Origin of the sequence: Corynebacterium sp., from assembly GCF_030538285.1 — a bacterium.
GTDB lineage: Bacteria > Actinomycetota > Actinomycetes > Mycobacteriales > Mycobacteriaceae > Corynebacterium.
Genome location: NZ_JAUNUG010000003.1, coordinates 1 through 22,923, shown reverse-complemented (window position 1 = coordinate 22,923; position 22,923 = coordinate 1). Strand labels below are relative to the sequence as shown.

The following is a 22,923-nucleotide window of genomic DNA, read 5'->3' as shown; positions in this document are numbered from 1 at the left end:
AGCATCTGAGTCACAGAGCACGAGTTGATCGGCGAGTTCCTGCGGGACCCCGTCAGCCGCCATGCGGTCCGGCAGGTAGCAGGCGAAAACGCCCAGGGTCAATCCATGACTCTTATAGCCCACTCATTCGCCACCAACACTCTGGGTCACCCAGACATGATCTGACTGGCTGCGCCCGACGTACGCCCACTCCCCGTCGCAGTACATGACCGTGATGGGGATGTCGTCGGCGAACGCGGTGGGCTCGCAGCTGGCCCCCTCCGGTTCAGGTTCGGCCACGGTCGTCTCCACCACAGTGGTGGGTTCCGGTGCAGCTTCCGATTCGGTGGTGACCGTCTCGGTGACCACCACCATCGGTTCACCTTCGGGAGCCTCGGCACCGCATGCCGTGAGTAGCGCCGCGGAGGCGAGCAGAACGGGGACGAAAGGGCGTCGATAAGCGGTATCCATAAGCCCGGATTAAGGCGGCGGTCGCTTGACGGGCGGGTTTCGGGGAGCAGTCCCCGACACAAAGTCGTAACACCAGCTTCGCAAGTCTTTACAGCTTCGCAAACACGCCCTAACATGTGATCCATGTAACAATTCCGCGAAGGAGTGCAGTCATGGATCTCAAACAAAGGGCACGCACCGACCAGTTCATCGTCGAATTCGTCCGCGCCATGCCCCATCTGACGGTGAGCCAGGCGGTATCGGCCGCGATGCAACTCTCGGAATCCATGGAACTGCCCCGCTTCGAGGATTTCGGCGCGCTCGTCGGCCTGGTCAACGGACTGCAACTGCGCCCCGCTTTCGAATGGGAACTCTTCGGCTACGAACCGATCGAGGACGCACTGCCGATCCGCCTCGAAGTCCCCCACGAGCCGGGCCGCGACCAGCGCATCCACTTCGAGGACCACTACCTTTCCACGCACACCCGGCGCGCCCACCCGCCAGGGGTACACCTCCCGGACTACCGCGACTGTGTCGGCGGCTGGCGCAAGCGGCTGGGATACATGACCCCTCCCTCGCTGGAGTATGCGGCTTTTGCCAGCGCCATTGCCAACCGGAAGGTACCGATGCGGCGGGTGGAGATGCTCGGCAACCTGTGGAAGATCGGCGCGGTCGCCCTCTGGGAAACTGAACGCGATGACCAGACGTCCTGGTGCCACGTCGGCGCGCAACCGCTGCCGGGCGAATCCCCACATCCGGAAATGACGGAGCACGACGCCTGGTACCTCATCCGCATCAACCCCGACATCGGGCGTGATGTCATCGTGGAGATTGCGCGGTGTGTGGCGGAGATCCAGCTGGGGTACGTCGATAAGCAGGCGGGCACGCAACGCGGGCCGGAGTCCGAGGCCGCCGCCTACATCGCACTCGAGCGGCTGTGGGTGCCGCAGCGCAGCCGCCGGACAGACTGGTTCCGCCGCTACACCGCGGGCGAGCCGATGCCGAACGAGTTCCGCTGGCCGGCCGTGTGGCGTGCCGCGGAGCAGGTCGAGGACCTCCTGCGTGGCGACACCATGCCCGTCACCGCCTATGCTGGAGGTCGTTGAGCACAGACATAAAAGTGTAAGGAGTGGTGGTGCACAGTTACACCACCAATGAGAAGAATCTGGCGGTGAGCTTCGCGTTCATCGCTGGATTCGTCGATTCGATCGGCTTCATTTTTCTCGGCGGCGTGTTCATGTCATTCATGTCGGGCAACACCACCCGCATCGCCACCTCCGCTGTCGAAGGCAACCCCGATCTGGCCTGGCTCGCCGGCTCCGCCGTGGTGTTCTTCCTGCTCGGCGTCATGCAAGGCGCGCTCATTCGACGCCTGGCAAAGCACCGCGTGCGCCCGGATCAGGTGCGTGAGGTGGTCATGCTCAACACATGCGTGTTGTTCACGGTAGCCGCGTTTTTATTGCTTATCGGCACCCCCCGCGCCGCCATCATCGCCGCCTCCTTAGGTATCGGCTCGATGAACTCCATCTTCGAGCGTGAGGGCGAGGTGTCTATTCCGCTGACGTACATGACCGGCACGCTGGTGAAGATGGGTCAGCGCTTTGTCGATGCCTTCTTCGGCGGCACCCACGCGGCCTGGCTGGGGCATCTGAAGATGTGGGCGGGGTTGACCGCGGGCGCTTTCACCGGGGCGATCGCCTACCGGTGGTTCGAGATCAACGCGCTCTACCTGGTGGCGGTGTTGACGTGGGTGGTCACGGGGATAGCACTGCTGTGGCGAATGTGGAAGCGTCGCCATGCGGTGGGTTCCGTGGTGAAGGTCAACGTCGAACCCTACTGACCCGGCCAGTTCGTTACAGAAGTTCCCTGTGAGAATCAGGTGACATAACTGGAAGCCTCCGCTAGTTTCTATGTCATGACTAGCAATGCCCGTCGCCGACTCCTCGCCCTCGGCGCCGCCACCGCCCTCACCGTCACGCTCGCCCCCGCCGCCCCCGCGCAGGACGGTTCCATGCGCGACGCCGTCGTCAGCTCCTTCGACAACCCCGCCTCCTCCGGATCCTCCCTCGATGCGGCTCTGAGCTCCCTGTCACTTATCGGCTCCTCCGAGTGGGACCTGCCGGATATGTGGCGCGATGTCGACGACAGCTACCCGCTAGCCACCGACGAGACCATCACCGAAGTGGACCTCGTTGATATCCAGGACGCAGGCCAGCGTCTCGAACGATGGATCGTCGCCTCCCCCTCCATGAAGCGCAACGTCGAGGTGCAGATCTGGCACGCCGCCGACCGCAGCGTCGACGCCCCTTTCCTCTACATGCTCGACGGCGTCGATGCCCCACGCAGCAGCGGCTGGCTGGGCTCCGGCACCGCCCGTGAAGTTTTCGCCGAGGAGAACGTCACCCTGGTCATGCCCACCCAGGCCATCGCCTCCAACTACTCCGACTGGGTCAACGAGGACCCGGCACTCGGACTGCATAAGTGGGAGACCTTCATCACGAAGGAGCTCGACCCGCTGCTCGAGAGCCACGCATCCCTCAACTTCAACGGCAAACGCGGCGTCGGCGGCCTCTCCATGGGAGCCAACGGTGCCGTCCACCTGGCCAACGACAACCCGGAACTTTTCGACGGCGTCTTCGGCATCTCCGGTTGCTACTCCCCCATGAGCCCGGTCGGCCGCCAGATGGCCAGCTTCGTGGTCACCTCGCGCGGCGGCACCCTGGAGAACATGTGGGGCCCCTACGGCTCCGACGAGTGGATCCGCCATGACACCGCCCGCAACCCCGAGGGTCTGCGCCACCAGGCCGTGTACCTCTCCACCGCCAACGGCCGGGTCACCGCCGAAGAGCAGGAGTTCTACAAGAGTTACGAAATCACCAGCATGGCCGTCGGCGGCCTGCTCGAGCGCGGCGTGCTCTCCTGCACCCAGGAACTCGACGACGCCATGAAGCGCGCCGGCATAACCCACCACAAGGTCAACTACAAAGACGGCGGCGCCCACAACTGGATCCAGTTCAACCAGGAACTGGCACCCGCCTGGGAGCACATCAAGCCGGCGTTGAGCGTTGTGGGCTGACGTCCGCCGATTCATAACCGGCATCACCGTCGCCACCCTGGCGGTGGGCCTGAGCGGCGGCGCTCTGGAACGCGCCGTGGTCAGGTCCAACGCGGATCCGACTCACCGGAGCACTCGGGTTTTCTCGAGACCCTCGGTTGCGCCGAGATCCCCGTGAGCAGCGTCGGCGGCGGACACAGGCTCGACCACTCGATCACGACCGGATCGAACGGTGACCCATCGCCTCCCCGGCGATGAAACGCACCCCTGGAAGCATGATGCCTCGACGGATCGTGCCCGCGATTGCACTGCCTCTGTTGCAGGTGGGCCCCGCAAGCCGCCCCACAGTCCACCACGCCAGAACCGACGCCCGACAACTGCACCGGATCCCACCGCCCACCATGGAGGGTGAGATCTGGGAGTACCACGGCGAATCCAACTACGATCCGTGCGCCGACCACTACGTGCCCGTCACATTCTGGCGGGACGGCGAGCGCGTCGAACCCATCGGGCGGATCCCCAACGAGAGGCACTTCGATTAGGTCTACTCCGGCGACTCCTTGAGCGTCTCGCTCGGGGCCTGCCCGAAGCGGCGTCGATAAGCGGAGGAGAAACGCCCGAGATGGGCGACTCCCCAGGTCAGGGCAATGTCGGTGACGGTGACACCGGAGCGGGCATCGGCGGCGACCAGCTCATCGTGGATGACCGACAGACGGATACCGCGCAGATACTCGACCGGCCCGACGCCGTACTGCTCCCGGAAATCCCCCTGCAGCGTGCGCACACCGCAGCCGGCCACCTGCGCGATCTCCCCCACCGTCCACGGGCGGGCGGGATCGGATTCGAGGGCGTCGACGGCCCGCCGTAACCGCGCGGGGGTGGCGCGCGGCCCGGTGGGACCGTGCTCGGCGAGGACCAGCGCCAGCCCGGAGGCGAGCGCCGCGGCGAGGTTGCGACGGAACAGGGGGTTGCCCGCCAAATGGCCCTCCCCGGCGATGACGCTTAGGCAGATGTCCTGCCACTCGCGCCCCGCCCCGCCGCTCAAGTCGATGACCGTCGGCGTGCTGGCGGTAGTCACACCCGCCAGTTCCAGCTGATTGCGCAGGTAGTCGGCACCCATCCGGACACCGAGCATGGTGACCTCCGCGCCCCACTGGGGGAAGGAGACCGGGGTGTCGGGCGGGCACACCACCGCCTGGCCGCTCGCCGCCTGCCCCGGGCCGCGGGTGCTGCGGACACCCAACCGACCGCGGAGCGGGATGTTCACTGCGAAGGCGTCAGGATGTTCGGTCTCCACAGTCACCGCCGCGCCCCAGTTGAGCCTGACCAAAGACACCTCGCCGAGATCGCGGCAGATGAGGCCGCATTCGCGCAGCAGCACCTGGGATTCCATCCGCACGGTGTGTGGAAAATAGTGCTCCTCTGTCACCCGGGACAGTTCCCGGAACGACCGCGGCCGCGTGTCGCAGTCCATCAGTTTCTCCTCTTTCACCTGCATCGATTCGTATAGCGGACAATCGTGCGCTCAGTGGATTTCCACTGTGAGAGAGATTTCCTACTCTCAGGTTTGTGACCCCGATCATAAACACAGTGAACGCAGAAAGGACACCCCCATGAGCGAATCAGTTTCCGAAGGCAGGAAACTCCGCAATGTTTTCGGCCAGTTCGCCAGCGGCGTCACCGTGGTCACCACCACCGCGGCCGACGGCACCCCGCACGGTGCCACCGTCACCGCCTTCACGTCGATCTCCCTCGAGCCGCGCCTGTGCCAGGTAACGCTCACCCGCACCTCCAAGGCCTGCGCCATCCTCTCGGACAACACCTTCGCCGTGAACATCCTCGCCTCCACCCAGGACGACATCGCCCTGCACTTCGCGGGCCGCCCCCGCGAGGAGCCCATCAGGTGGGGTGACCACGAGATCGCCCCCTCGCTGTGCGGCAACCTCGCCACCCTGTGGTGTCGGCCCTTCGCCCAGTTCGACGGCGGTGACCACATCATCTTCCTCGGCGAGATCGTCGACGCGGAGATCGACGAGGCCCGCGATCCCCTGCTCTTCTTCCGCTCCACCTTCCACGCCCTCGGTCCCACGTCCCATGACGGCCTGTGGAACCACAGCGGCGACGACCCCCTCACCGGCTGGTTCGGCGCCAACGCCGAACTGCGACCCATCAACTAACGCATCAGGAGACAACACCATGAGCACCTTCGACGGCACCGCCAACCCGGCCGCCGACCACCCCGCCAACCAGAAGCAGAACTACGCCTCCGCCCCCATGACAGGCGACGAGTACATCGAGTCCCTCCGCGACGGCCGCGAGGTGTGGCTGCACGGCGACCGCGTCAAGGACGTCACCACCCACCCGGCCTTCCGCAACTCCATCCGCATGGTCGCCCGTCTCTACGACGCGATGCACACCGGACCGCACGTCGGCAAGCTCACCGTGCCCACCGACACGGGCAACGGCGGTGTCACCATGCCCTTCTTCAAGGCCCCCACCAGCGCGGATGACATGCTCAAGGAGCGCGACGCCATCGCCACGTGGGCGAAGCTCACCTACGGGTGGATGGGTCGCAGCCCCGACTACAAGGCCTCCTTCCTGGGCACCCTGCACGCCAACCGCGAGCTCTACGAGCCCTTCGGCGACAACGCCGAGCGCTGGTACCGCGAGTCCCAGGAGAAGGTCCTCTACTGGAACCACGCCATCATCAACCCACCCGTCGACCGCCAGCTTCCGCCGGACGAAGTCGGCGACGTGTACATGAAGGTGGAGAAAGAGACCGACGCCGGCCTCATCGTCTCCGGCGCGAAGGTGGTAGCCACCGGCTCCGCCATCACGAACTACAACTTCATCGCCCACTACGGGCTGCCCATCAAGAAGAAGCAGTTCGCCCTCATCTGCACCGTCCCCATGGACGCCCCCGGCATCAAGCTCATCTCCCGCGCCTCCTACGCACAGAACGCCGCCGTGACCGGCACGCCCTTCGACTACCCGCTGTCGAGCCGCATGGACGAGAACGACGCCATCTTCATCTTCGACAAGGTGCTCGTCCCCTGGGAGAACGTCTTCATGTACGGCGACGTGGAGAAGATCAACGCCTTCTTCCCCCAGTCCGGCTTCCTCCCCCGCTTCACCTTCCAGGGCTGCACCCGCCTAGCCGTCAAGCTCGACTTCATCGCCGGCCTGCTCATGAAGGCCCTCGACGCCACCGGCTCCGGCGGCTTCCGCGGCGTGGAGACCCGCGTCGGTGAGGTCTTAGGCTGGCGCAACCTCTTCTGGTCACTGACCGAATCCATGGCCCGTGATCCCGAGGAGTGGAAGAACGGCACCCTCCTGCCTAAGCTCGAGTACGGCCTGACTTATCGCATGTTCATGATCCAGGGCTACCCGCGCATCAAGGAGATCATCGAGCAGGACGTCGCCTCCGGCCTCATCTACCTGCCGAGTTCCTCCGTCGACTTCCAGACCCCCGAGATCCGCCCCTACCTGGACAAGTACGTCTGCGGCTCCGACGGCATCACCGCCGTCGATCGCGTCAAGGTGATGAAGGCCCTGTGGGACTCCATCGGCTCCGAGTTCGGCGGCCGCCACGAACTCTACGAACGCAACTACTCCGGCAACCACGAGAACGTCAAGCGGGAGCTGCTGCTCGCGGCCAACAACCGCGGCTCGGCCGCCGAGATGCGCGGCTTCGCCGAGCAGTTCATGTCCGAGTACGACCTCGACGGCTGGACCGTCCCCGACATGATCTCCGGAGCGGACGTCTACGCCTACGGCAAGTAGGAAAAAGATGCTTATCGACGCCCCGCGGGGCGTCGATAAGCATCTTTTCAGTCACTGTCCGTGGACAGGGCCGCGACGAAAGCCTCCTGCGGCACGGAGACGGAACCGATGTTCTTCATGCGCTTCTTACCGGCCTTCTGCTTCTCCAGAAGCTTGCGCTTACGGGAGATGTCGCCGCCGTAACACTTGGCCAGGACGTCCTTGCGCAGGGCGCGGATGTTCTCACGCGCGATGACCTTCGAACCGATCGCGGCCTGAACGGGCACCTCGAACTGCTGACGAGGGATGAGCTCCTTGAGCTTGACCGTCATCTTGTTGCCGTACCACTGGGCGTTGTCCCGGTGCACGATCGCCGAGAACGCGTCGACCGGCTCACCCTGCAGGAGGATGTCCACCTTGACCAGATCGGCGGTCTGCTCACCGTCCTCCTCGTAGTTGAGGGAGGCGTAACCCTTGGTGCGGGACTTGAGCATGTCGAAGAAGTCGAAGATGATCTCACCGAGCGGCATGCGGTAGCGCAGCTCGACGCGGTCCTCGGAGAGGTAGTCCATGTTCTTCATGTCACCGCGCTTGGACTGGCACAGCTCCATTGTGGAACCGACGAACTCGCTCGGCACGATGATGGTGACATTGACCATCGGCTCGTAAACCTCCTGCAGCTTTCCACCCGGCCAGTCGGAGGGGTTGTGCACGTGGTGCTCGGTGCCGTCCTCGGCGATGACGCGGTAGTCCACCGACGGGGAGGTGGAGATGAGGTCGAGGTCGAACTCGCGCTCCAGGCGGTCGCGGGTGATCTCCATGTGCAGCAGACCGAGGAAGCCACAGCGGAAACCGAAGCCCAGGGCCACGGAGGTCTCGGGCTCCCAGGTCAGCGAAGCGTCATTGAGCTGCAGCTTCTCCAGGGCCTCACGCAGGGCGGGGAAATCGGCCTGGGAAATCGGGAACAGGCCCGAGTAGACCATCGGCTTGGGCTCGGCGTAGCCCTGAAGGGCCTCCTCCGCACCCTTGTCCGCCCAGGTGACCGTGTCACCGACCTTCGACTGGCGCACATCCTTCACGCCGGTGATGAGGTAGCCGACCTCGCCCGGGCCCAGGCCCGCGCACTTCTTCGGCGTGGGTGAGACGATGCCGATCTCCAGCAGCTCATGGTTGGCGCCGGTGGACATCATCTTCAGGCGCTGCCGTGGGGTGAGCTTGCCGTCCATCATGCGGATGTAGGTGACCACGCCACGGTAGGTGTCGTAGACGGAGTCGAAGATCATGGCGCGGGCAGGGGCATCCGCACCATGCGCGGAGGTCGGCGCCGGGATGAGCTCAGCGACCTTGTCCAGCAGCTCCGGCACACCCTGCCCGGTCTTACCGGACACGCGCAGCACATCCTCCGGCTCACAACCGATGATGTTCGCCACCTCGAGGGAGTACTTATCCGGGTCCGCCGCCGGCAAGTCGATCTTGTTGAGGACCGGGATGATCTCCAGGTCCTTCTCCATCGCCATGTAGAGGTTGGCCAGGGTCTGGGCCTCGATGCCCTGCGCGGCGTCGACAAGCAAAATCGCGCCCTCACACGCCTCCAGCGCGCGGGAAACCTCATACGTGAAGTCAACGTGGCCCGGGGTGTCGATCATCTGCATGACGATCTCCTCCCCCGCCAGCGGACCCGACTGCGGAACCCACGGCAGACGCACGTTCTGCGCCTTGATGGTGATGCCACGCTCGCGCTCAATGTCCATGTTGTCGAGGTACTGGTCACGCATGTCGCGGGCCTCGACGACGTTGGACAGCTGCAGAATACGGTCAGCAAGCGTCGACTTACCGTGGTCGATGTGCGCGATGATGCAGAAATTACGGATCCGGGAGGGATCGGTAAAAGTCTGCTCCGCGAAGTTCTTCGGCATGTGTGCTGGAGGTTCCCTTCTGGTATGACTCCCCCACTCTACCGAACCAGGCCCCAAACCTTAAGTAACCTGGATTTCTGGCCGCGCAGGGCATTACACTGGGACAACACACAAGCGCATGGGAGAACGGATGGCCAACAACGGAGTACACCACCCCGCGGTGCCCGGTGCTGCCCGACTCTCCTTCCTTGACCGGCTCCGCCAGGCTTTCATCGGCCCCACCGCCTCCCCGTTGGATACCGGATTAACCCGCATCAACCAACGCCTCGGCCTGCACACCGACTTCCGCCCCGAAGCCGTCCGCGCCGCCGCCTCCGCCATCCGCGTCGAGGCCACCGAGCGCATGAGCCGCAACATCTACTACGCACCAGACATGGACGGCCAAGCTGAACCCGGCGAGGTCGTGTGGATCTGGGCGCCCTCCGACGGGCCTGACATGCCTCCCCGCGAACGCGCCATGCTGGTCATCGGCCGCGACCGCCACACCATCCTCGGCCTGCTCATCTCCCCCAACCCGCAGCACGAAGGTGCGGAGGCGTGGCTCGACATCGGCGCCGGCGAATGGGACGCCTCTGGCCGCCAGTGCTGGATCCGCCTCGACCGGGTCCTCGAGGTCTCCGAGCAAGGGGTGCGGCGCCAGGGGGCACTGTTCCCGCAGCGCCGCTTCGAGCGCATCGCCAACCGTCTGCGCAGCACCTACCGCTGGGGATAGCCTTTTGGGTTTTGGCCGGGCCGGCTGGTAGTATTCCGCCTGTTATTCACTTCCGGGCGCGTTGGTCGGGACGGGCAGGACCTTGGGTCCGTTCATCGAACACCGACGCCGAGCAATCATTGCAGGTTGCGGGACAGGTCCGCTGGTGGGTTTCCGACACCATTTCTTCTTCAGACCAAGAGGTATTTTCATGGCAAACATCAAGTCCCAGATGAAGCGCAACCTGACCAACGAGAAGGCTCGCCTGCGTAACCAGGCTGTCCGCTCCGCAGTGCGCACCGAGATCCGCAAGTTCCGCGAGACCATCGAGTCCGGCGACAAGGCTGCCGCCGAGACCCAGCTGCGCGTTGCTTCCCGAGCACTGGACAAGGCTGTGACCAAGGGCGTGTTCCACCGCAACAACGCCGCCAACAAGAAGTCCTCCATGGCCCTGGCTTTCAACAAGCTCGGCTAAGGCACTTCCTTAAAAGATGAACCCGGTCTCCCCCTGGTGGGAGGCCGGGTTTTTCTATGCCTGCAGGTCCTCCACGCCGTTGAACACCAGGACTAGGCCTGCGACGATGAAGAAGATGCCAGCGGCGACATCGATCATCGGCCCGGCGCGCAGCAGTTTGCGGCGCATCGCCGGGGTGGAGACCAGCAGCGCCATGCCCAGCTGCAGGATGATCGCGGAGATCGAGAGCGCCGCCACCACCCCGATCGCCAACCCCGCCGACGGTGACTGCGGCAGCAGTGGAGCGATGAGTGCGGACAGGAACAGGACGATCTTGGGGTTGGACAGGTTCGTCGTCAGCCCGTGCAGGAAGGCGTGACGCAGCCTGCCGAGTCGGGCGGCCGCCTCCTCCAGGTCCGCGGGTGGGTTCTTACGCTCCCGCAGACCTCCCGAGACCATGCCATAGCCCATCCACACGAGCCAGGCACCGCCGATGAGCTGCAGGAAACCGAGAATCGCGGGGAAGGCGTTGAGCAGCGCCGCGAAGCCGAGCACCGTGAGGGTGCACCAGAACAACACCCCAACCTGGATGCCCAGTACGGTGGCCACCGCGTGCCGCCGGGAGCGGATCGCCGTGCGCGTGATCAGCAGGATGTCAGGCCCGGGGGACGCGGCCCCGGCGATGTTGAGGACGACCAGCGCAGCCCACTGCGCGAGGCTCACTTATCTGCGCCGAGGCGAGCCAGTGCGTCGTGCATCTGGAACAACCGGGCGGTCTCCACCGCAGAGGGTGCTCCGGCGTGGGGGTCTGCGCCGGCGTCGACAAGCACGTCGACGACCTCGTCGTACTTCTTGAACACCGCCCCGGCCAAAGGGGTCTGGCCGCGGTTGTTGTGCTTATCGACGCTCGCCCCCCGCTCCAGCAGCGCCCGCACGATGGCGGCGTGACCGGCGTAGGCGGCGAGCATGAGCAGGGAGTTGCCGTCCTGGTTGGACAGGTCAGGGCTGACACCGTTGTCGAGATACTCGATGAGTGCCTCATCACCGTTGCGGGCCATGTCGAACAGTCGCGTGGCGAGGTCGCGCACGTCGTCAGGAATTTCGGTCATGTACCGACTCTAACCCGCCAACTCCGATACACGCCGCACGGCTGCCTCAATGGCGAACTCCGGGTCACCGCCCTGGCCCTTGACTTCGGCATCCAGTTCCGCCATGAGGATGACCGCGCGTGACACGTTGTCCCCGGTCCACCGCCGGGCCACCTTCGCGGTCTTCTCCGCCAACCACGGCGGCATGCCGACCTGCCCGGCGAGCTGCTTGTAGTTGGATGTGCGCGTGGAATACAACCGGGCGATACCCGCCACCTTCATGCTCAATGCCGTGGCCAGAGCCACCGGATGCATTCCGAGCTGGAGAGCACGGCGACAACTGGCCACCGCGCGGGCCGTCTGTCCGGTCACGGCCAGGTCGGCGATGTCGAAGCCGGAGACCTCAGCCACCCCCTCGTAGTAGGCGCGGACCGTCTCCACGGTGACCTCGCCGTCCGTGTCCGCCACCAACTGCGACACCGCGGAGGCGAGCTCTCGCAAGTCCGAGCCGACCCCCTCCAGCAGGGCGTGGATAACATCCGGGGTGGGACGTACGCCGTGGGAACGAAACTCATTGCTCACCCAACCCGTACGGTCACGGGGACTCAAGGGATTCGCCTCGTGGACCTGGGCGAGCTTGCGATACTTGGCCACCAGCGCCTTCTGCCGGCCGCCACCAGTGTGGTGGATGATGATGGTGATCCCCGGCGCCACGTCCTTGCACGTGGCCAACAGCAACTCATTGGGTTCCTTGCCGGCCACCTCAGTGTGGGTGATGATCACGGCCCGATCCTCGCCGAAAAGGGAAGGGGAGGTGGCGTCGATAAGCTCCGGACCAGTGACTTCATTGGCCCGCATGATCGTCAATTCCAGATCGGGGGCCTCGGCGCGCAACTCATCGAGGATGGCGCGGCGGATGCGTTCGCCGAGGAAATCCTCTTCCCCGAGGATGAGGTGGACGGGCGCGACGGTCATGCGGTTCTCCTCAGCTTCCGGCCATAATGCACTACTGCCCACATCCCTAAGGCGATCATGTAGACCCTCAGGGCGATCTCCCACCAGGGCGCATCCCCGATGAAGAGAAAACCGACACTGATGACAGCCACCATGGCACCCGCGATGAGCATGGCCACCTGGAACCACCGTGATTTCTCCATGCCCACCACTCTAGAACCTCCCGTCGCGGGCGTGTTGTGTGCCATCGGCATGGAGGGTGACCTCGCCGTCCCGGTTCGGAAATAGCACTGGTATGCCATCACGGGTGACGGTGGGTCGGTCCGCCGGGCTGCCGGAGGATTCGGAGACGATAATGACCTGCGTGCCCGGCGGGGCGGTATCGACGTCCGCGACCTCCCGGACGACGTGAACCTGCAGGGTGTCCAGGGGGATTTCTGGAGGTGTACGCGTGAAATCGGCGGCGTAGATCCACCAGACCAACAGGAGGATAAGAGTCTTGGCGGGGTGGCCTGCAACGATGCCGGCGATGATCCATCCGTAAGCGATGAGCACCCACAGTGGCTCGGCGGGCACGGTGGATACGGGCAGGCTGGCACACCACTCGGCAACGGTGTGGATCCACCACGTGCAGGGTTCGAGGAGCTTCAGCGGCAGCCACGCTATCGGACCAGGGAGCAGTGACAGTCCCGCGGCGATAAGCCCGAGAACGGTGACCGGGGCGACCGCCGGGGCGACGAGCACGTTCGCCAGAACCGAAACGACAGACACCTCCCCGGCCATGAGCGCGATGATCGGCAAAGTGACGATGTCCGCGCTGATCGCCACGGCGAGTGCGCGCACGACGATCTCCGGTAAGCCGGTGCGAGCCAGGGGCCGTACCAGCAGGGGGTGAAGGGCGATAATCCCGGCGGTCGCCGCGACCGAAAGCGCGAAGCCATAAGACACGGCCATGCCCGAGTCCCACAAGATCAGCCCGATCACCGCCAGACACAATCCATGGATGGGTTCCAGCCGGGTGGATCCCAGCACGGCGAGCAGACCAACCAGCCCGGTGACCGATGCCCGCAGGACGGAGGGTTCGGTGCCGACCAGCCCGACGAAACCGAGCAGAGCCAGCACCGCCGCGGCCACCTGCACGCGAGGCCCAAGGGTGAGCAGGCGGCAGGCGACAACCGCCGCGGTGGTGATCACCGCGACATTCGCCCCGGAAACCGCCGAAAGGTGCGACAGCCCGGTGTCGATGTAGAGCTGCTGCTCCAGCTCCGATTGCGCGCCGACATCGCCGAGCACCATGCCCGGTACGAGTCCGCGCGAGGACTCCCCCAGGTGGGCGTCGACGGCTGCGCGCAGATGATCACGGACTGAGGCCGCGACCAGGTGCAAGCCGCTGGGGTCGGCCACGACCGTGACCTCCCCGGTGCCGACCAGTGTGCCCACACCAGGCCTGTCCGACTCTGCCCAGCCGGCCTGAACGAGGACGTGGGCGCCCGGGTTGGGGTCCGAGTCGTTGAAGACGGTCAGCGGGGTCAGGTGCCCGGGCAGCGCGATCTGGATATGAGCCCGCCCGGCGGTGACTACGGTGCCTACGGCCTGCTCCGGTGGGTGCCAGGTGGCTGCGAGGTGTTGTCGCCAGGCGGTCAGTATCCCCGCGAGGCCTCCCAGAGTAAGTGTCAGCAGCGCCTGCCCGTACTGCCGCAGCACCGCCAGCAGGAGGGGGATGAGGATAAGGAGGGGGAAGGGGGCGTCAATAAGCAGGGCGAGGGTGACAGCCCAGACGGTGAGGGCAGCGGGAACCAGGCGAAGTTCGCTCACAACGTGGCCTGATCACGCAGCCCCTCGAGCTTGGCCGGCCCGATGCCTTTGACCTGGAGAAGATCATCGACCGCGCCGAACGCACCATTCGCGTCCCGGTGGGCGACAATGGCGGCGGCGGTAGCCGGACCAACCCCCGGCAGGGAGGTGAGCTCTGCCGCTGAAGCCGAGTTGAGGGAAACTCCGCTACTTGAATCCCCCGATGGTGGACTTTCACCGATGACGGGAACCACCAGTTGTTGGCCATCGGTGAGTTTTTGGGCGAGATTGAGGGCGACGAGATCGGCATCAGGGTGTGGCTCCGCAACCTGCAGCGCATCGTGCACGCGCGAACCAGGCGCCAGGGTCTTGAGCCCCGGTTGCCCCACCGCCCCGACGATGGAGACCACGATCTCTTCCGCCACCACCGCCTCAGATTCCACTGCGGGCACGTCGAAAGCGACGGGCTCGGGAGTACGCGACTGGAACCACAACACCGCAGCGACCAGAACAACAACGGTGAGCGCCGCCAGAACGGCATGCCGGACGGTGACCTGGAATCGAGGGGAGGGGTAGGCGACGTCGAGAAGCGACTCCTCCCCGGTGGGACGAGTCATATCCTTGAGACGATCAAGCGGGCTCATGGCCCCGACGTTAAAGTCCCGCGCTCAGAAACGACAGGCGCTCGCCGCAAACCTGTGGATAACCGCGGTGACGTGTCACCTATCTGTGGACAAGGTGCTCCGGATGTGCCATGAACACCGCCGACACCCCAACGGCACCCGGCCCCGTGTGCACGGCAAGGGTGGCCTCCATAGGCAAAGTCATCAGGCTGGAGCCATCGGGAAGCACCTCATCTAGCATGCTTTCCAGGTGTGCGGCGGACTCCTCGGCTTCATTGTGCTGAATAGCGACAAACACGGGACGACCTTCGGCACGCTCGATGACCAACTCCACCAGACGGGTGAATGCCTTCTCTTGGGTGCGGGTCTTGCCAACCAACTCCAGCTTGCCGTCGGTGATCGACATGATCGGCTTGGTGGCCAACAGCGTCGCGGACAAAGCCGTACCGGTGGAAATGCGCCCGGACTTGCGAATGTCATCGATACCGTGCAGATACACCCACGTGGCCGAACGCCCTAAAGTGTCCACGGCAATGTCGTGGCAGGTCTGCAGATCAGCTCCCTCGGAGGCGAGCTTCGCGGCCGTCATCGCCGCCGCACCGACCGCCATACCGACGGAACCGGTCTCAATCACCTGCACCTGCTCATCCGGGAAAATCGCCGCGGCCTGCACCGCCGCCGACCACGTCGACGACAACTCCTTCGCCAGATGCAGAGCCAGCACACCATCATCGCCACCGCGCTCCAGCTGGCGGGCATACGCAGCCACCAGCTCCAGGGAGGACAAGCCAGCCGTGGAGGCACCGTCACCATCGGACATGACATGCAGGTCTACGACAGTGATCCCGAGTTCCTCGACGACATCGACGGGCAGCCCCGCGGATGAGTCAGTGACGATGCGTACCGGCATTTATCCCATGTTCCATCCGTCGAGGTACCACTGGGCATCGGCGATGGTCTCCGGGGTGAAAGTCGGTGCACCGTGGGCGATATCGTCCAGCGCATCGCGGCTCCCCGGGCGGAAACGCGGGCGTGCCGTCAGCTGCGAACGGCGCGTGTTCTTCAGGCCCGAGAGCATCGGGTACATACCGACCTCCAGGCCCAACAAGGAGGAGGTCACAGCAGAAATGGTGCCGCCGTGGGCGACGATGAGCACGGTGTGGCCGTCCCAGTCCTCGTAATCCTGCATCAGCTCATCAATGACAGGGCGGGCACGGCCGGCGACCTCCACGCGGGATTCACCTCCCGGCGGCGCCCACGTCGCATCGTGGCGCCACGCGGCGCGCGCGCCCGGCAGCTCCTCATCCACCTCAGCGGAGGTGCGGGACTGCCACTGCCCCAGGTGTGTCTCCCGCAGCCGCTCATCGCGCTCCACCTCCACGCCGAGACTCTGCGCGATGATCGTTGCCGTGTCGAAGGCCCGCGCCAGATCCGAGGAGATGATGCGGGTGATGGGCTCGTCGATAAGCGCCTGCCCGGCGCGTGCCGCCTGCTCCCTGCCCAGATCGGACAGGTGCGTGTCCAGCTGACCCTGCATACGGCGGGTCGCGTTGTAATCGGTCTGACCGTGACGGATCAGAATGAGGCGGCGTGTCATGAGGTCAGTACTCCTCGTCGATGTCACCCGGCGCTTCTGCGGCGAGCGGAATGTCATCAATGGACTCCACATTGCGGGTATCCACGTCATCCTCGGTCCAGGAACCCGGACGCTCCGGCGGCTCCAGACCCTCCACCTCAATCAGCGGGCAGTCACGGTACAGGCGATCAAGGCCATAAAACTCGCGCTCCGCATCTCGCTGGACGTGGACCACCAGCCCGCCGTAATCGAGCAGCACCCAGCGGTTCTCACGGTTACCCTCACGGCGCTTCGGCTCCGCACCCGCCTTCGTGAGCTCATCCTCGACTTCTTCGACGATGGCGCCGACCTGACGCTCATTGTCCGCCGACGCCACCACAAACACATCGGTGATGGCCATGACATCGGAGACGTCGATGACCGCGATGTTGCTGGCCAGCTTCTCATCGGCGGCGAGAGCCGCAATGGTGGCCAGGCGGCGGGATTCGTCAGAAACAGTCACAGAGATCCTTTATTAGATAGGCGTAGAGCAAATATTAGTTTCCCACGAAGTGGGCACTTTTCCTAGTTTACGCGCAGCCGCAGTCAACCGAGGTCAGTACAGGTCATTCTTGGCGATGTACTGGACCACCCCATCCGGCACCAGATACCAGACAGGACGCCCCTCGGACGCGCGCTGACGGCAATCCGTGGAGGAAATCGCCATGGCCGGGACGTCGATAAGATGCACCCGCTCCTGATGCGCCTCAGGCAGCATCTCCTCTGTGAGCTCGTACCCGGGGCGCGTGACGCCGACGAACTCCGCTAGATCAAACATCTTGTCCCAGTCACGCCACGTGAGGATCGACTGCAGCGCATCCGCACCCGTGATGAAGTAGAGGTGCGCATCCGGATATTGTTTCCGCAGGTCAGTGAGCGTATCGACGGTGTAGGTATCCCCGCCGCGGTCAATATCCACCCGCGAAACGTGGAAACGCGGATTCGCGGCCGTGGCGATCACCGTCATGAGATACCGATCCTCCGCCGGCGAGACCTTCCTGTCCGCCTTCTGCCACGGCTGGCCGGTGGGCACGAAGAACACCCGGTCCAGGCTGAACCGGTCCGCGACCTCACTCGCGGCGACCAGGTGCCCATGGTGGATCGGATCGAAGGTGCCACCCATGACACCGATGCGCTCAGTCATGGGTTCGGATTATATCCGGTGACCCATTCTGCGAAGGTGTCTGCGACCTCAGCGTCGTGCCGATTGGCCTCCAGGAAGTAGTCAGAGTGGATACCGCCGGCAGAACTCAGCGACGTCGTCACCGATTGCCAGGACAGGTCGCAGGCGAAGTCACCGCTGGCGCAGTAGTTCAGGCGATTGCTTATCGACGCCGCCCGCCACTCCGAAGACAACACCGGAACACCGGACAGCATGCCATTGCCCCCGGTTGGTGCACCGACCACCGTACTATCACCCACCTGGGCCAGCGGATTACCCAGATAGAGCGAGCCCACGAGTTGCCCGCGCTCCTGCAGCTTCCGCTCCTGCGCAGTAAGAACCACCGCTCCCTGCGAGTAGCCCACGAGCAGGTAGCCGGGCGCACAACCGGTCTCTTCCTCCCAGGTGTCGAGGAAGGGGACAGCTTTCTGGATGCCCGTGGTCATGCCGTTGTAGAAACCGAAAGCGGCATCCCCGGCAATGACGTGCGGCGGAGTCGAGGACAGGATCTCCCCCATCCGCTGCGCAACCTGCGCAGCACTTGCCTCCTCCCCGCGCGGGACCAGCTCCGGAATCGGTTTCGAAGCTGGGTAAGCAGCATCATCGAGCGCGACGACAGGCACGTTGTGGAACAGGCCTGGGTGGCGGGATTCAACGTAGTGGAAGAAGGCGCGGAGGTTCTCCTCCTCATAACCGTTGGACACCCACCGCGATCCCGGCGAGTAGGAAGTAGAGTCCAGGAAGTCACTCTGCCCACTGCCCCGGGCTGCGAGGACCGCCACGGCCGGGCACTCCTGCTCGCCGGGTGCGGCCTGAGCTGGAACGGCTGCCACTAGGCTTCCGGCAAGCAGGGCACCAGCTGTCAAACTCCTGAAACTCCACATGGCATGGGAGCTTACCTCAGGTCAGGGACGCGTCTGACCCGTTCCCTGCAGGATCCACTTGGTGGATGTCAGCTCAGGCAGGGCCATGGGACCGCGCGCGTGAAGCTTCTGGGTGGAGATACCGATCTCCGCCCCCATGCCGTACTGCTCACCATCGGTGAATGCGGTGGAGGCATTGACCATGACAGCCGCAGCGTCGACCTCGTCGGCGAACTTCTGGGCGGTGGCGATGTTGGAGGTGGCAATGGCCTCGGTGTGGCCGGTGGTCCAGCGGGCGATGTGCTCGATGGCGCCTTCGACACCATCGACGACCTTGGCGGCGATATCCATGGAGAGGTACTCCTCGCCCCAGTCCGCATCGTCGGCCTGGACGATGTCCTGCGCCCCAAAAGCCTCCAGTTCGGAGACGTCACCGTGGACGGTGACGCCCGCCTCCTGCAGGGCCTCGACGATGCGGAGTTTGGCGACGTCGTCGTGCGCGACGTCGATAAGCACCGTTTCGGTGGCATTACACACGGAACAACGACGGATCTTGCCGTTGAGCATCATGGCGATACCCTGCTCAAGGTCACCCTCGGCGTCGATGTAGAAGTGGCAGTTGCCGGTGCCGGTCTCGATCGCGGGGACAGTGGCGTTGGTGACCACCGTCTCGATGAGACGGGCGCCGCCGCGGGGGATGACCACATCCACCAGGCCGCGGGCGGTGATGAGGTCCTGGACAGAGTCGTGTGTGGCACACGGCAACAGCTGCACAGCATCCCGGGGCAGATCGAAATCAGCGAGCACATCCTGGAGGATCTCGACGAGCTTGGCATTCGAGTTCTTCGCCGTACGCGAACCGCGTAGCAGCGGCACGTTTCCGGACTTCAGAGCCAGACCGAAGGCATCGACAGTGACGTTCGGACGGGCCTCGTAGACCATGCCCATCACGCCCAGCGGGACGCGGATCTGGCGCATCTGGATGCCGTTCGGCATGACACCGCCGGTGAGCACCTCCCCCACCGGGTCCTTGAGTCCCGCGACCTGGCGCAGGCCGCCGGCGATGCCCTCAATGCGCGCGGCGTCCAGGGAGAGCCGGTCGATGAGAGCCTCGGTCAGACCTTCGGCGCGGCCAGAATCAATGTCCTGCTGGTTGGCGGCGATGATGTCATCAGACTTAGCGATCAGCGCATCTGCCGCCGCAAGGAGAATCTCGTTTTTCTTCTCAGTCGGCAACTGCGCCAGAGCCGGGGCGACAGCCTTGGCCGCCCGGGCCTTGGTCAGTACTTCTTCACGTTCAATGGCGCGGGTATCAGTCATGTGTTCCGAGTGTAGCGAACTTCGCTTATCGACGCCCCCTTCACATCTAGAAACTTTGTTCGTTTCGGGGGTTGACAGCATGCATGTGTTGGACTAATCTCGAACATGTAAGCTACTAACAGGGCAGGGGGGTGAACACCAATGACCACACGCGAAAAATCAGCCACAGCCGTCGCGCAGATCCGCGAGGGCATGGCCGCGTTGCGGGAGATCATGGAGTCTCCTTCCGGCGAGCTCTTTGAGGATGTCGCGGAATCCTTCGAGGAACTCGAAACGGTTCTGGCGGGCAAGGCCGCTCTCGACGCCTCCTTCGCGTGGGTGGCCGACAAAGCCGATGCCGGTCGCCGGGTGGGCTCCTCCCGCTCCTTCGAGTACCTGATCAAGCGGCTGGGCATCTCAAAGCAGGAGGCGTTGTCACGGCTCCGCGCCGGGGCTTCCCTGTTCGATCCACCCGCCCCTCCCCCACCTCCCCCACCGAAGGAGGATCCGGAGGAAGCGGCCGAGCGGGAACGCCGCGAGAAGGCGAAGCAGGAGAGGCGCCGCCGGGCTCAGGAGGAGGCCCGCCGCCAGGCCGCAGAACGCTCCGCCGAGATCCTCCGCATCATCGAACAGCAGCTGGCCAACCTCAACGAGACAGCCGACCCTTCCCGTGAGGAACTCTTCAGCGCCGCCCTCACCGAGGCCGCGACCCGCACCCCGGAGGACCTGCGGGATTGGTTGCGCCATGAGGTGACCAAGGCGAACCGGGCCGGGGTGCGCGACCCCCTCGCCGCCTACCGCAAGCGCCACATCCACCTGGGAAAACCCGACTCTGACGGCGGCCGCCGTCTCAGCGGCTATCTACCCGCCGCCGACGCCGCCCTTTTCGCCGCCATCATGGCCAAGGGTGAACAGGCGGGTGCCAACCTGCCGCCCGACACCCCGGAGACCCGCACACTGGCGCAGCGCCGCCTCGATCAGCTGGTGAAGACCCTGCAGGCCTCCGCCGCCATCGATCAGAGCGCCACCCGCTACGGAGTCGGCTCTATTCTGCTGTCCCTCACCGCTGAAGACATCGACACCCTCTCCGCCTCCTCGGAGTTCGCCACCAACACCGGTGACACCCTCACCCCGATCGACCTGCTCCGCCTCGGCGCCGCCCAATACGACATCATGGCCCTCCACGACAGCAACGGCCAGACCCTCACCCTGGGGCGTGGGCACCGGCTGGCCTCCTTCTGGCAGCGAATAGCCCTCTACGCTGCCGAGGGGGTGTGCACCTGCTCCGACTGCACGACAGCGTTCATCCACCTCGACATTCACCACCTCAGACCCTGGGACCAGGGTGGCTCCACCGACATGATCAACCTCACCGGCATATGCCGACCCCACCACGGCGACAACGATGACAGCCGCACCGGCCGCGGGGGACGTGGATGGATGGTGCGCTGCCCCACCACCGGGCGGGTCGGCCGCCGGGCCGGGCCCGGTCAACCCATCGAATTCAACGAGACCCACGGACAGCAGCGGTCCAACGGCGCCCGCATCCGGACCCGCCAGACCGCAGCGGCTCAGTAACCCGTGTCCAGGTTCACCTCATTCGGCATACGCTCCCCCGCCTCGAAGGCGGCGGCGTTCTCCACCACGAGGCGGCCCGTACGCTCCTGAATGATCGTGTACGTGTTCGCGGTGTGTGGAGTGATCATGCAGGTCTCGATATCCCACAACGGATGATCATCGGGAAGGGGCTCGGGGTCCGTGACATCCAGGGCCGCACCCGCGATGGTGCCGCTACGCAGCGCCTCCACCAGATCATCGGTATGCACGAGAGGCCCGCGGGCCACGTTGACCACCACCGCGCTCGACTTCATCTGTGCGAACACATCGCGGTTGATCAGGTGGCGGGTCTCCGGGGTCAGCGGGGCCAACACCACGAAAATGTCCGCCCGCCCCCACACCTTCTCGGCGTCAGCAATGGAATAGGACTCATCCGCCCCCGCGATCGTGCGACCCGAGCGGGTGACCGCGATGATGCGCACCCCGAACACCGACAGCATCTCGATGAGCTTCACCGCGATGCGCCCCGCCCCGATGATCGCGACCGTCTTGTTGTCGAACAACCACTGCTTGCGCTTATCCACCTCGCGGCGTACCGACCACTCCCCAGCCAGAGTGATCATCTTGTGCATGTGCATCTGCGCCAGCAGGATCGCAATCGTGGACTCCGCGACGGTGTCGTCGTACAGGCCCGAGGCACATGCCCACCGGACTCCGCCGGGGCGGATGAGGCCGCCCTCGAGAAGAGCGTCGATGCCGGCGAACGTGGACTGCACATAGCCGATGTTGCGCGGCAACGGCGAGGGGAACTTATCGGGCCCCCCGTTGAACACGAGGAAGTCCGCATCGTGGACATCCTGGACGAACGTGTGACCGGCGGCCTCGATCTCGGCGATGGCATCCGGCCATTCCTGCGGTTGGAATGCGAACTTCATGCGCCCACGCTACAGGCGTGACGCAAAATTCGACAGGTAATCGGCGTGAACCACGGGACGTCGCTGGCCCTCCGGAAGTTCGTCCGTGTGCTTGCCCAGCATGCTGCCCAGCTGCTCGGAGTCGTAGGCGACCTCACCGCGGCCGACGACCTGTCCATCGGGGCCGATGATGTCGACGATCTCACCGGCGTGGAATTCACCTTCCACCGCGGTGATGCCCACGGCGAGCAGCGAGGTACCGCCGGCGGTGACGGCCTTGACGGCGCCTTCATCCAGACGCAGGGTGCCGCCGGTATCCGCGGAATACAGCGCCCAAAACTTCCAGGCGGACAGACGACCTTCACGGGGATGGAAGACGGTGCCGACGGAGGCGTCGTCAAGCGCGGGACCAATGTTGTCAGCCGACGTCAACAGCACCGGCACCCCACCGCGGGAGGCCAGGCGTGCGGCCGACACCTTCGACGCCATGCCGCCGGTGCCCACCAGACCACCGTCACCGGCGATGACGCCCTTGAGGTCCTTGCCGCTGCGCACCTCGGACACGAAGCGGGCGTCGGGCTCGGAGGGGTTCCGGTCGTAGAGTCCGTCCACATCAGACAGCAACACTAAGGCATCCGCGCTGGTCAGGTGGGCCACGATCGCGGAGAGTCGGTCGTTGTCGCCGAAGCGCATCTCGGAGGTGGCCACCGTGTCGTTCTCGTTGACGATCGGGATGGCGCGCAGCTG

Annotated in this window: 26 protein-coding genes; 9 read left to right on the top strand and 17 right to left on the bottom strand. The window is 64.9% G+C overall.

Translation table 11 applies throughout. The annotated features are described in order from the left end of the window. Positions 1–123 precede the first annotated feature (123 nt). Positions 124–450 carry a hypothetical protein gene (locus Q4G50_RS01730; RefSeq protein WP_303375915.1) on the bottom strand — a complete coding sequence of 109 codons (327 nt, stop codon included), beginning with the start codon at positions 448–450 and terminating at the stop codon, positions 124–126. Between the two features lie 152 nt (positions 451–602). On the opposite strand from Q4G50_RS01730, the gene Q4G50_RS01725 reads away from it, so the two are divergent. The 4 genes from Q4G50_RS01725 (at position 603) to Q4G50_RS01710 (ending at position 4,026) form a co-directional block, all read left to right on the top strand. After that, on the top strand, positions 603–1,535 hold the full coding sequence (locus tag Q4G50_RS01725; protein ID WP_303375914.1) for a hypothetical protein: 933 nt from the start codon (positions 603–605) through the stop codon (positions 1,533–1,535). 29 nt (positions 1,536–1,564) lie between these two features. After that, positions 1,565–2,269 (top strand): YoaK family protein, encoded by a 705-nt coding sequence (locus Q4G50_RS01720; RefSeq protein WP_303375913.1) that lies wholly within the window; start codon positions 1,565–1,567, stop codon positions 2,267–2,269. 75 nt (positions 2,270–2,344) lie between these two features. After that, complete coding sequence (locus Q4G50_RS01715) at positions 2,345–3,505, top strand: alpha/beta hydrolase family protein (RefSeq protein ID WP_303375912.1); 1,161 nt, start codon at positions 2,345–2,347, stop codon at positions 3,503–3,505. Between the two features lie 254 nt (positions 3,506–3,759). Then, positions 3,760–4,026: a hypothetical protein gene (locus Q4G50_RS01710; protein ID WP_303375911.1), complete on the top strand. Its 267-nt coding sequence runs from the start codon at positions 3,760–3,762 to the stop codon at positions 4,024–4,026. Between the two features lie 2 nt (positions 4,027–4,028). Here Q4G50_RS01710 and Q4G50_RS01705 read toward each other — a convergent pair whose 3' ends face one another. After that, the gene (locus Q4G50_RS01705; protein ID WP_303375910.1) at positions 4,029–4,958 is read right to left on the bottom strand and encodes an AraC family transcriptional regulator; all 930 of its coding nucleotides are present in this window, start codon (positions 4,956–4,958) and stop codon (positions 4,029–4,031) included. A 139-nt stretch (positions 4,959–5,097) separates the two neighbouring features. Between Q4G50_RS01705 and Q4G50_RS01700 the strand changes: the two genes are divergently transcribed. Then, positions 5,098–5,661, top strand: a complete 564-nt coding sequence (locus tag Q4G50_RS01700; RefSeq protein ID WP_303375909.1) for a flavin reductase family protein — start codon at positions 5,098–5,100, stop codon at positions 5,659–5,661. 19 nt (positions 5,662–5,680) lie between these two features. Further along, the gene (locus Q4G50_RS01695) at positions 5,681–7,267 is read left to right on the top strand and encodes a 4-hydroxyphenylacetate 3-hydroxylase family protein (RefSeq protein WP_303375908.1); all 1,587 of its coding nucleotides are present in this window, start codon (positions 5,681–5,683) and stop codon (positions 7,265–7,267) included. A 47-nt stretch (positions 7,268–7,314) separates the two neighbouring features. Here Q4G50_RS01695 and lepA read toward each other — a convergent pair whose 3' ends face one another. After that, the gene (gene lepA, locus Q4G50_RS01690; RefSeq protein WP_303375907.1) at positions 7,315–9,162 is read right to left on the bottom strand and encodes a translation elongation factor 4; all 1,848 of its coding nucleotides are present in this window, start codon (positions 9,160–9,162) and stop codon (positions 7,315–7,317) included. Positions 9,163–9,292: 130 nt separating this feature from the next. Here lepA and Q4G50_RS01685 point away from each other — a divergent pair, with 130 nt between their 5' ends. Further along, positions 9,293–9,874: a type II toxin-antitoxin system PemK/MazF family toxin gene (locus tag Q4G50_RS01685; protein WP_303375906.1), complete on the top strand. Its 582-nt coding sequence runs from the start codon at positions 9,293–9,295 to the stop codon at positions 9,872–9,874. Positions 9,875–10,064: 190 nt separating this feature from the next. Further along, positions 10,065–10,328, top strand: coding sequence for a 30S ribosomal protein S20 (rpsT, locus tag Q4G50_RS01680; protein ID WP_303375905.1), 264 nt, complete (start codon positions 10,065–10,067; stop codon positions 10,326–10,328). Positions 10,329–10,382: 54 nt separating this feature from the next. Here the strand turns inward: rpsT and Q4G50_RS01675 are convergent, their stop codons facing one another. The 12 genes from Q4G50_RS01675 to Q4G50_RS01620 all read right to left on the bottom strand — a co-directional run bounded on the left by Q4G50_RS01675 (position 10,383) and on the right by Q4G50_RS01620 (position 19,807). Beyond that, a complete protein-coding gene (locus tag Q4G50_RS01675; protein ID WP_303375904.1) occupies positions 10,383–11,030 on the bottom strand; it encodes a LysE family translocator in 648 nt (215 codons plus the stop codon). Further along, the gene (locus tag Q4G50_RS01670) at positions 11,027–11,416 is read right to left on the bottom strand and encodes an ankyrin repeat domain-containing protein (protein ID WP_303375903.1); all 390 of its coding nucleotides are present in this window, start codon (positions 11,414–11,416) and stop codon (positions 11,027–11,029) included. The genes Q4G50_RS01675 and Q4G50_RS01670 overlap by 4 nt, the downstream gene beginning before the upstream one ends. A 9-nt stretch (positions 11,417–11,425) precedes the next feature. Then, on the bottom strand, positions 11,426–12,370 hold the full coding sequence (gene holA, locus Q4G50_RS01665) for a DNA polymerase III subunit delta (protein WP_303375902.1): 945 nt from the start codon (positions 12,368–12,370) through the stop codon (positions 11,426–11,428). Further along, positions 12,367–12,552 carry a hypothetical protein gene (locus Q4G50_RS01660; RefSeq protein ID WP_303375901.1) on the bottom strand — a complete coding sequence of 62 codons (186 nt, stop codon included), beginning with the start codon at positions 12,550–12,552 and terminating at the stop codon, positions 12,367–12,369. The genes holA and Q4G50_RS01660 overlap by 4 nt, the downstream gene beginning before the upstream one ends. Before the next feature lie 10 nt (positions 12,553–12,562). Next, positions 12,563–14,164, bottom strand: coding sequence for a ComEC/Rec2 family competence protein (locus Q4G50_RS01655; RefSeq protein WP_303375900.1), 1,602 nt, complete (start codon positions 14,162–14,164; stop codon positions 12,563–12,565). Then, the gene (locus Q4G50_RS01650) at positions 14,161–14,787 is read right to left on the bottom strand and encodes a ComEA family DNA-binding protein (RefSeq protein ID WP_303375899.1); all 627 of its coding nucleotides are present in this window, start codon (positions 14,785–14,787) and stop codon (positions 14,161–14,163) included. The genes Q4G50_RS01655 and Q4G50_RS01650 overlap by 4 nt, the downstream gene beginning before the upstream one ends. Before the next feature lie 79 nt (positions 14,788–14,866). Then, the gene (locus Q4G50_RS01645) at positions 14,867–15,676 is read right to left on the bottom strand and encodes a DegV family protein (protein WP_303375898.1); all 810 of its coding nucleotides are present in this window, start codon (positions 15,674–15,676) and stop codon (positions 14,867–14,869) included. Next, a complete protein-coding gene (locus Q4G50_RS01640; RefSeq protein WP_303375897.1) occupies positions 15,677–16,363 on the bottom strand; it encodes a histidine phosphatase family protein in 687 nt (228 codons plus the stop codon). A gap of 4 nt (positions 16,364–16,367) precedes the next feature. Continuing rightward, positions 16,368–16,844: a ribosome silencing factor gene (gene rsfS / locus Q4G50_RS01635; protein WP_303375896.1), complete on the bottom strand. Its 477-nt coding sequence runs from the start codon at positions 16,842–16,844 to the stop codon at positions 16,368–16,370. A 93-nt stretch (positions 16,845–16,937) separates the two neighbouring features. After that, positions 16,938–17,525, bottom strand: coding sequence for a nicotinate-nucleotide adenylyltransferase (gene nadD / locus Q4G50_RS01630; protein WP_303375895.1), 588 nt, complete (start codon positions 17,523–17,525; stop codon positions 16,938–16,940). Further along, the gene (locus tag Q4G50_RS01625; RefSeq protein ID WP_303375894.1) at positions 17,522–18,376 is read right to left on the bottom strand and encodes a hypothetical protein; all 855 of its coding nucleotides are present in this window, start codon (positions 18,374–18,376) and stop codon (positions 17,522–17,524) included. The genes nadD and Q4G50_RS01625 overlap by 4 nt, the downstream gene beginning before the upstream one ends. Before the next feature lie 72 nt (positions 18,377–18,448). Next, positions 18,449–19,807, bottom strand: a complete 1,359-nt coding sequence (locus Q4G50_RS01620; protein WP_303375893.1) for a glutamate-5-semialdehyde dehydrogenase — start codon at positions 19,805–19,807, stop codon at positions 18,449–18,451. 60 nt (positions 19,808–19,867) lie between these two features. On the opposite strand from Q4G50_RS01620, the gene Q4G50_RS01615 reads away from it, so the two are divergent. Continuing rightward, positions 19,868–21,283, top strand: coding sequence for an HNH endonuclease signature motif containing protein (locus Q4G50_RS01615; protein WP_303375892.1), 1,416 nt, complete (start codon positions 19,868–19,870; stop codon positions 21,281–21,283). Here Q4G50_RS01615 and Q4G50_RS01610 read toward each other — a convergent pair. Further along, positions 21,277–22,197 carry a D-isomer specific 2-hydroxyacid dehydrogenase family protein gene (locus Q4G50_RS01610; RefSeq protein WP_303375891.1) on the bottom strand — a complete coding sequence of 307 codons (921 nt, stop codon included), beginning with the start codon at positions 22,195–22,197 and terminating at the stop codon, positions 21,277–21,279. The genes Q4G50_RS01615 and Q4G50_RS01610 overlap by 7 nt on opposite strands. A 9-nt stretch (positions 22,198–22,206) precedes the next feature. Further along, a partial coding sequence (gene proB / locus Q4G50_RS01605) for a glutamate 5-kinase (protein ID WP_303375890.1) occupies positions 22,207–22,923 on the bottom strand: 717 nt, incomplete at its 5' end.

Coding starts and splice junctions, on each gene's coding strand:
- Q4G50_RS01730 (WP_303375915.1), bottom strand. CDS start 450: ATGGATACCGCTTATCGACGCCCTTTCGTCCCCGTTCTGCTCGCCTCC.
- Q4G50_RS01725 (WP_303375914.1), top strand. CDS start 603: ATGGATCTCAAACAAAGGGCACGCACCGACCAGTTCATCGTCGAATTC.
- Q4G50_RS01715 (WP_303375912.1), top strand. CDS start 2,345: ATGACTAGCAATGCCCGTCGCCGACTCCTCGCCCTCGGCGCCGCCACC.
- Q4G50_RS01710 (WP_303375911.1), top strand. CDS start 3,760: ATGATGCCTCGACGGATCGTGCCCGCGATTGCACTGCCTCTGTTGCAG.
- Q4G50_RS01705 (WP_303375910.1), bottom strand. CDS start 4,958: ATGGACTGCGACACGCGGCCGCGGTCGTTCCGGGAACTGTCCCGGGTG.
- Q4G50_RS01700 (WP_303375909.1), top strand. CDS start 5,098: ATGAGCGAATCAGTTTCCGAAGGCAGGAAACTCCGCAATGTTTTCGGC.
- Q4G50_RS01695 (WP_303375908.1), top strand. CDS start 5,681: ATGAGCACCTTCGACGGCACCGCCAACCCGGCCGCCGACCACCCCGCC.
- lepA (WP_303375907.1), bottom strand. CDS start 9,162: ATGCCGAAGAACTTCGCGGAGCAGACTTTTACCGATCCCTCCCGGATC.
- Q4G50_RS01685 (WP_303375906.1), top strand. CDS start 9,293: ATGGCCAACAACGGAGTACACCACCCCGCGGTGCCCGGTGCTGCCCGA.
- rpsT (WP_303375905.1), top strand. CDS start 10,065: ATGGCAAACATCAAGTCCCAGATGAAGCGCAACCTGACCAACGAGAAG.
- Q4G50_RS01670 (WP_303375903.1), bottom strand. CDS start 11,416: ATGACCGAAATTCCTGACGACGTGCGCGACCTCGCCACGCGACTGTTC.
- holA (WP_303375902.1), bottom strand. CDS start 12,370: ATGACCGTCGCGCCCGTCCACCTCATCCTCGGGGAAGAGGATTTCCTC.
- Q4G50_RS01660 (WP_303375901.1), bottom strand. CDS start 12,552: ATGGAGAAATCACGGTGGTTCCAGGTGGCCATGCTCATCGCGGGTGCC.
- Q4G50_RS01650 (WP_303375899.1), bottom strand. CDS start 14,787: ATGAGCCCGCTTGATCGTCTCAAGGATATGACTCGTCCCACCGGGGAG.
- Q4G50_RS01645 (WP_303375898.1), bottom strand. CDS start 15,676: ATGCCGGTACGCATCGTCACTGACTCATCCGCGGGGCTGCCCGTCGAT.
- Q4G50_RS01640 (WP_303375897.1), bottom strand. CDS start 16,363: ATGACACGCCGCCTCATTCTGATCCGTCACGGTCAGACCGATTACAAC.
- nadD (WP_303375895.1), bottom strand. CDS start 17,525: ATGACTGAGCGCATCGGTGTCATGGGTGGCACCTTCGATCCGATCCAC.
- Q4G50_RS01620 (WP_303375893.1), bottom strand. CDS start 19,807: ATGCTGTCAACCCCCGAAACGAACAAAGTTTCTAGATGTGAAGGGGGC.
- Q4G50_RS01615 (WP_303375892.1), top strand. CDS start 19,868: ATGACCACACGCGAAAAATCAGCCACAGCCGTCGCGCAGATCCGCGAG.
- Q4G50_RS01610 (WP_303375891.1), bottom strand. CDS start 22,197: ATGAAGTTCGCATTCCAACCGCAGGAATGGCCGGATGCCATCGCCGAG.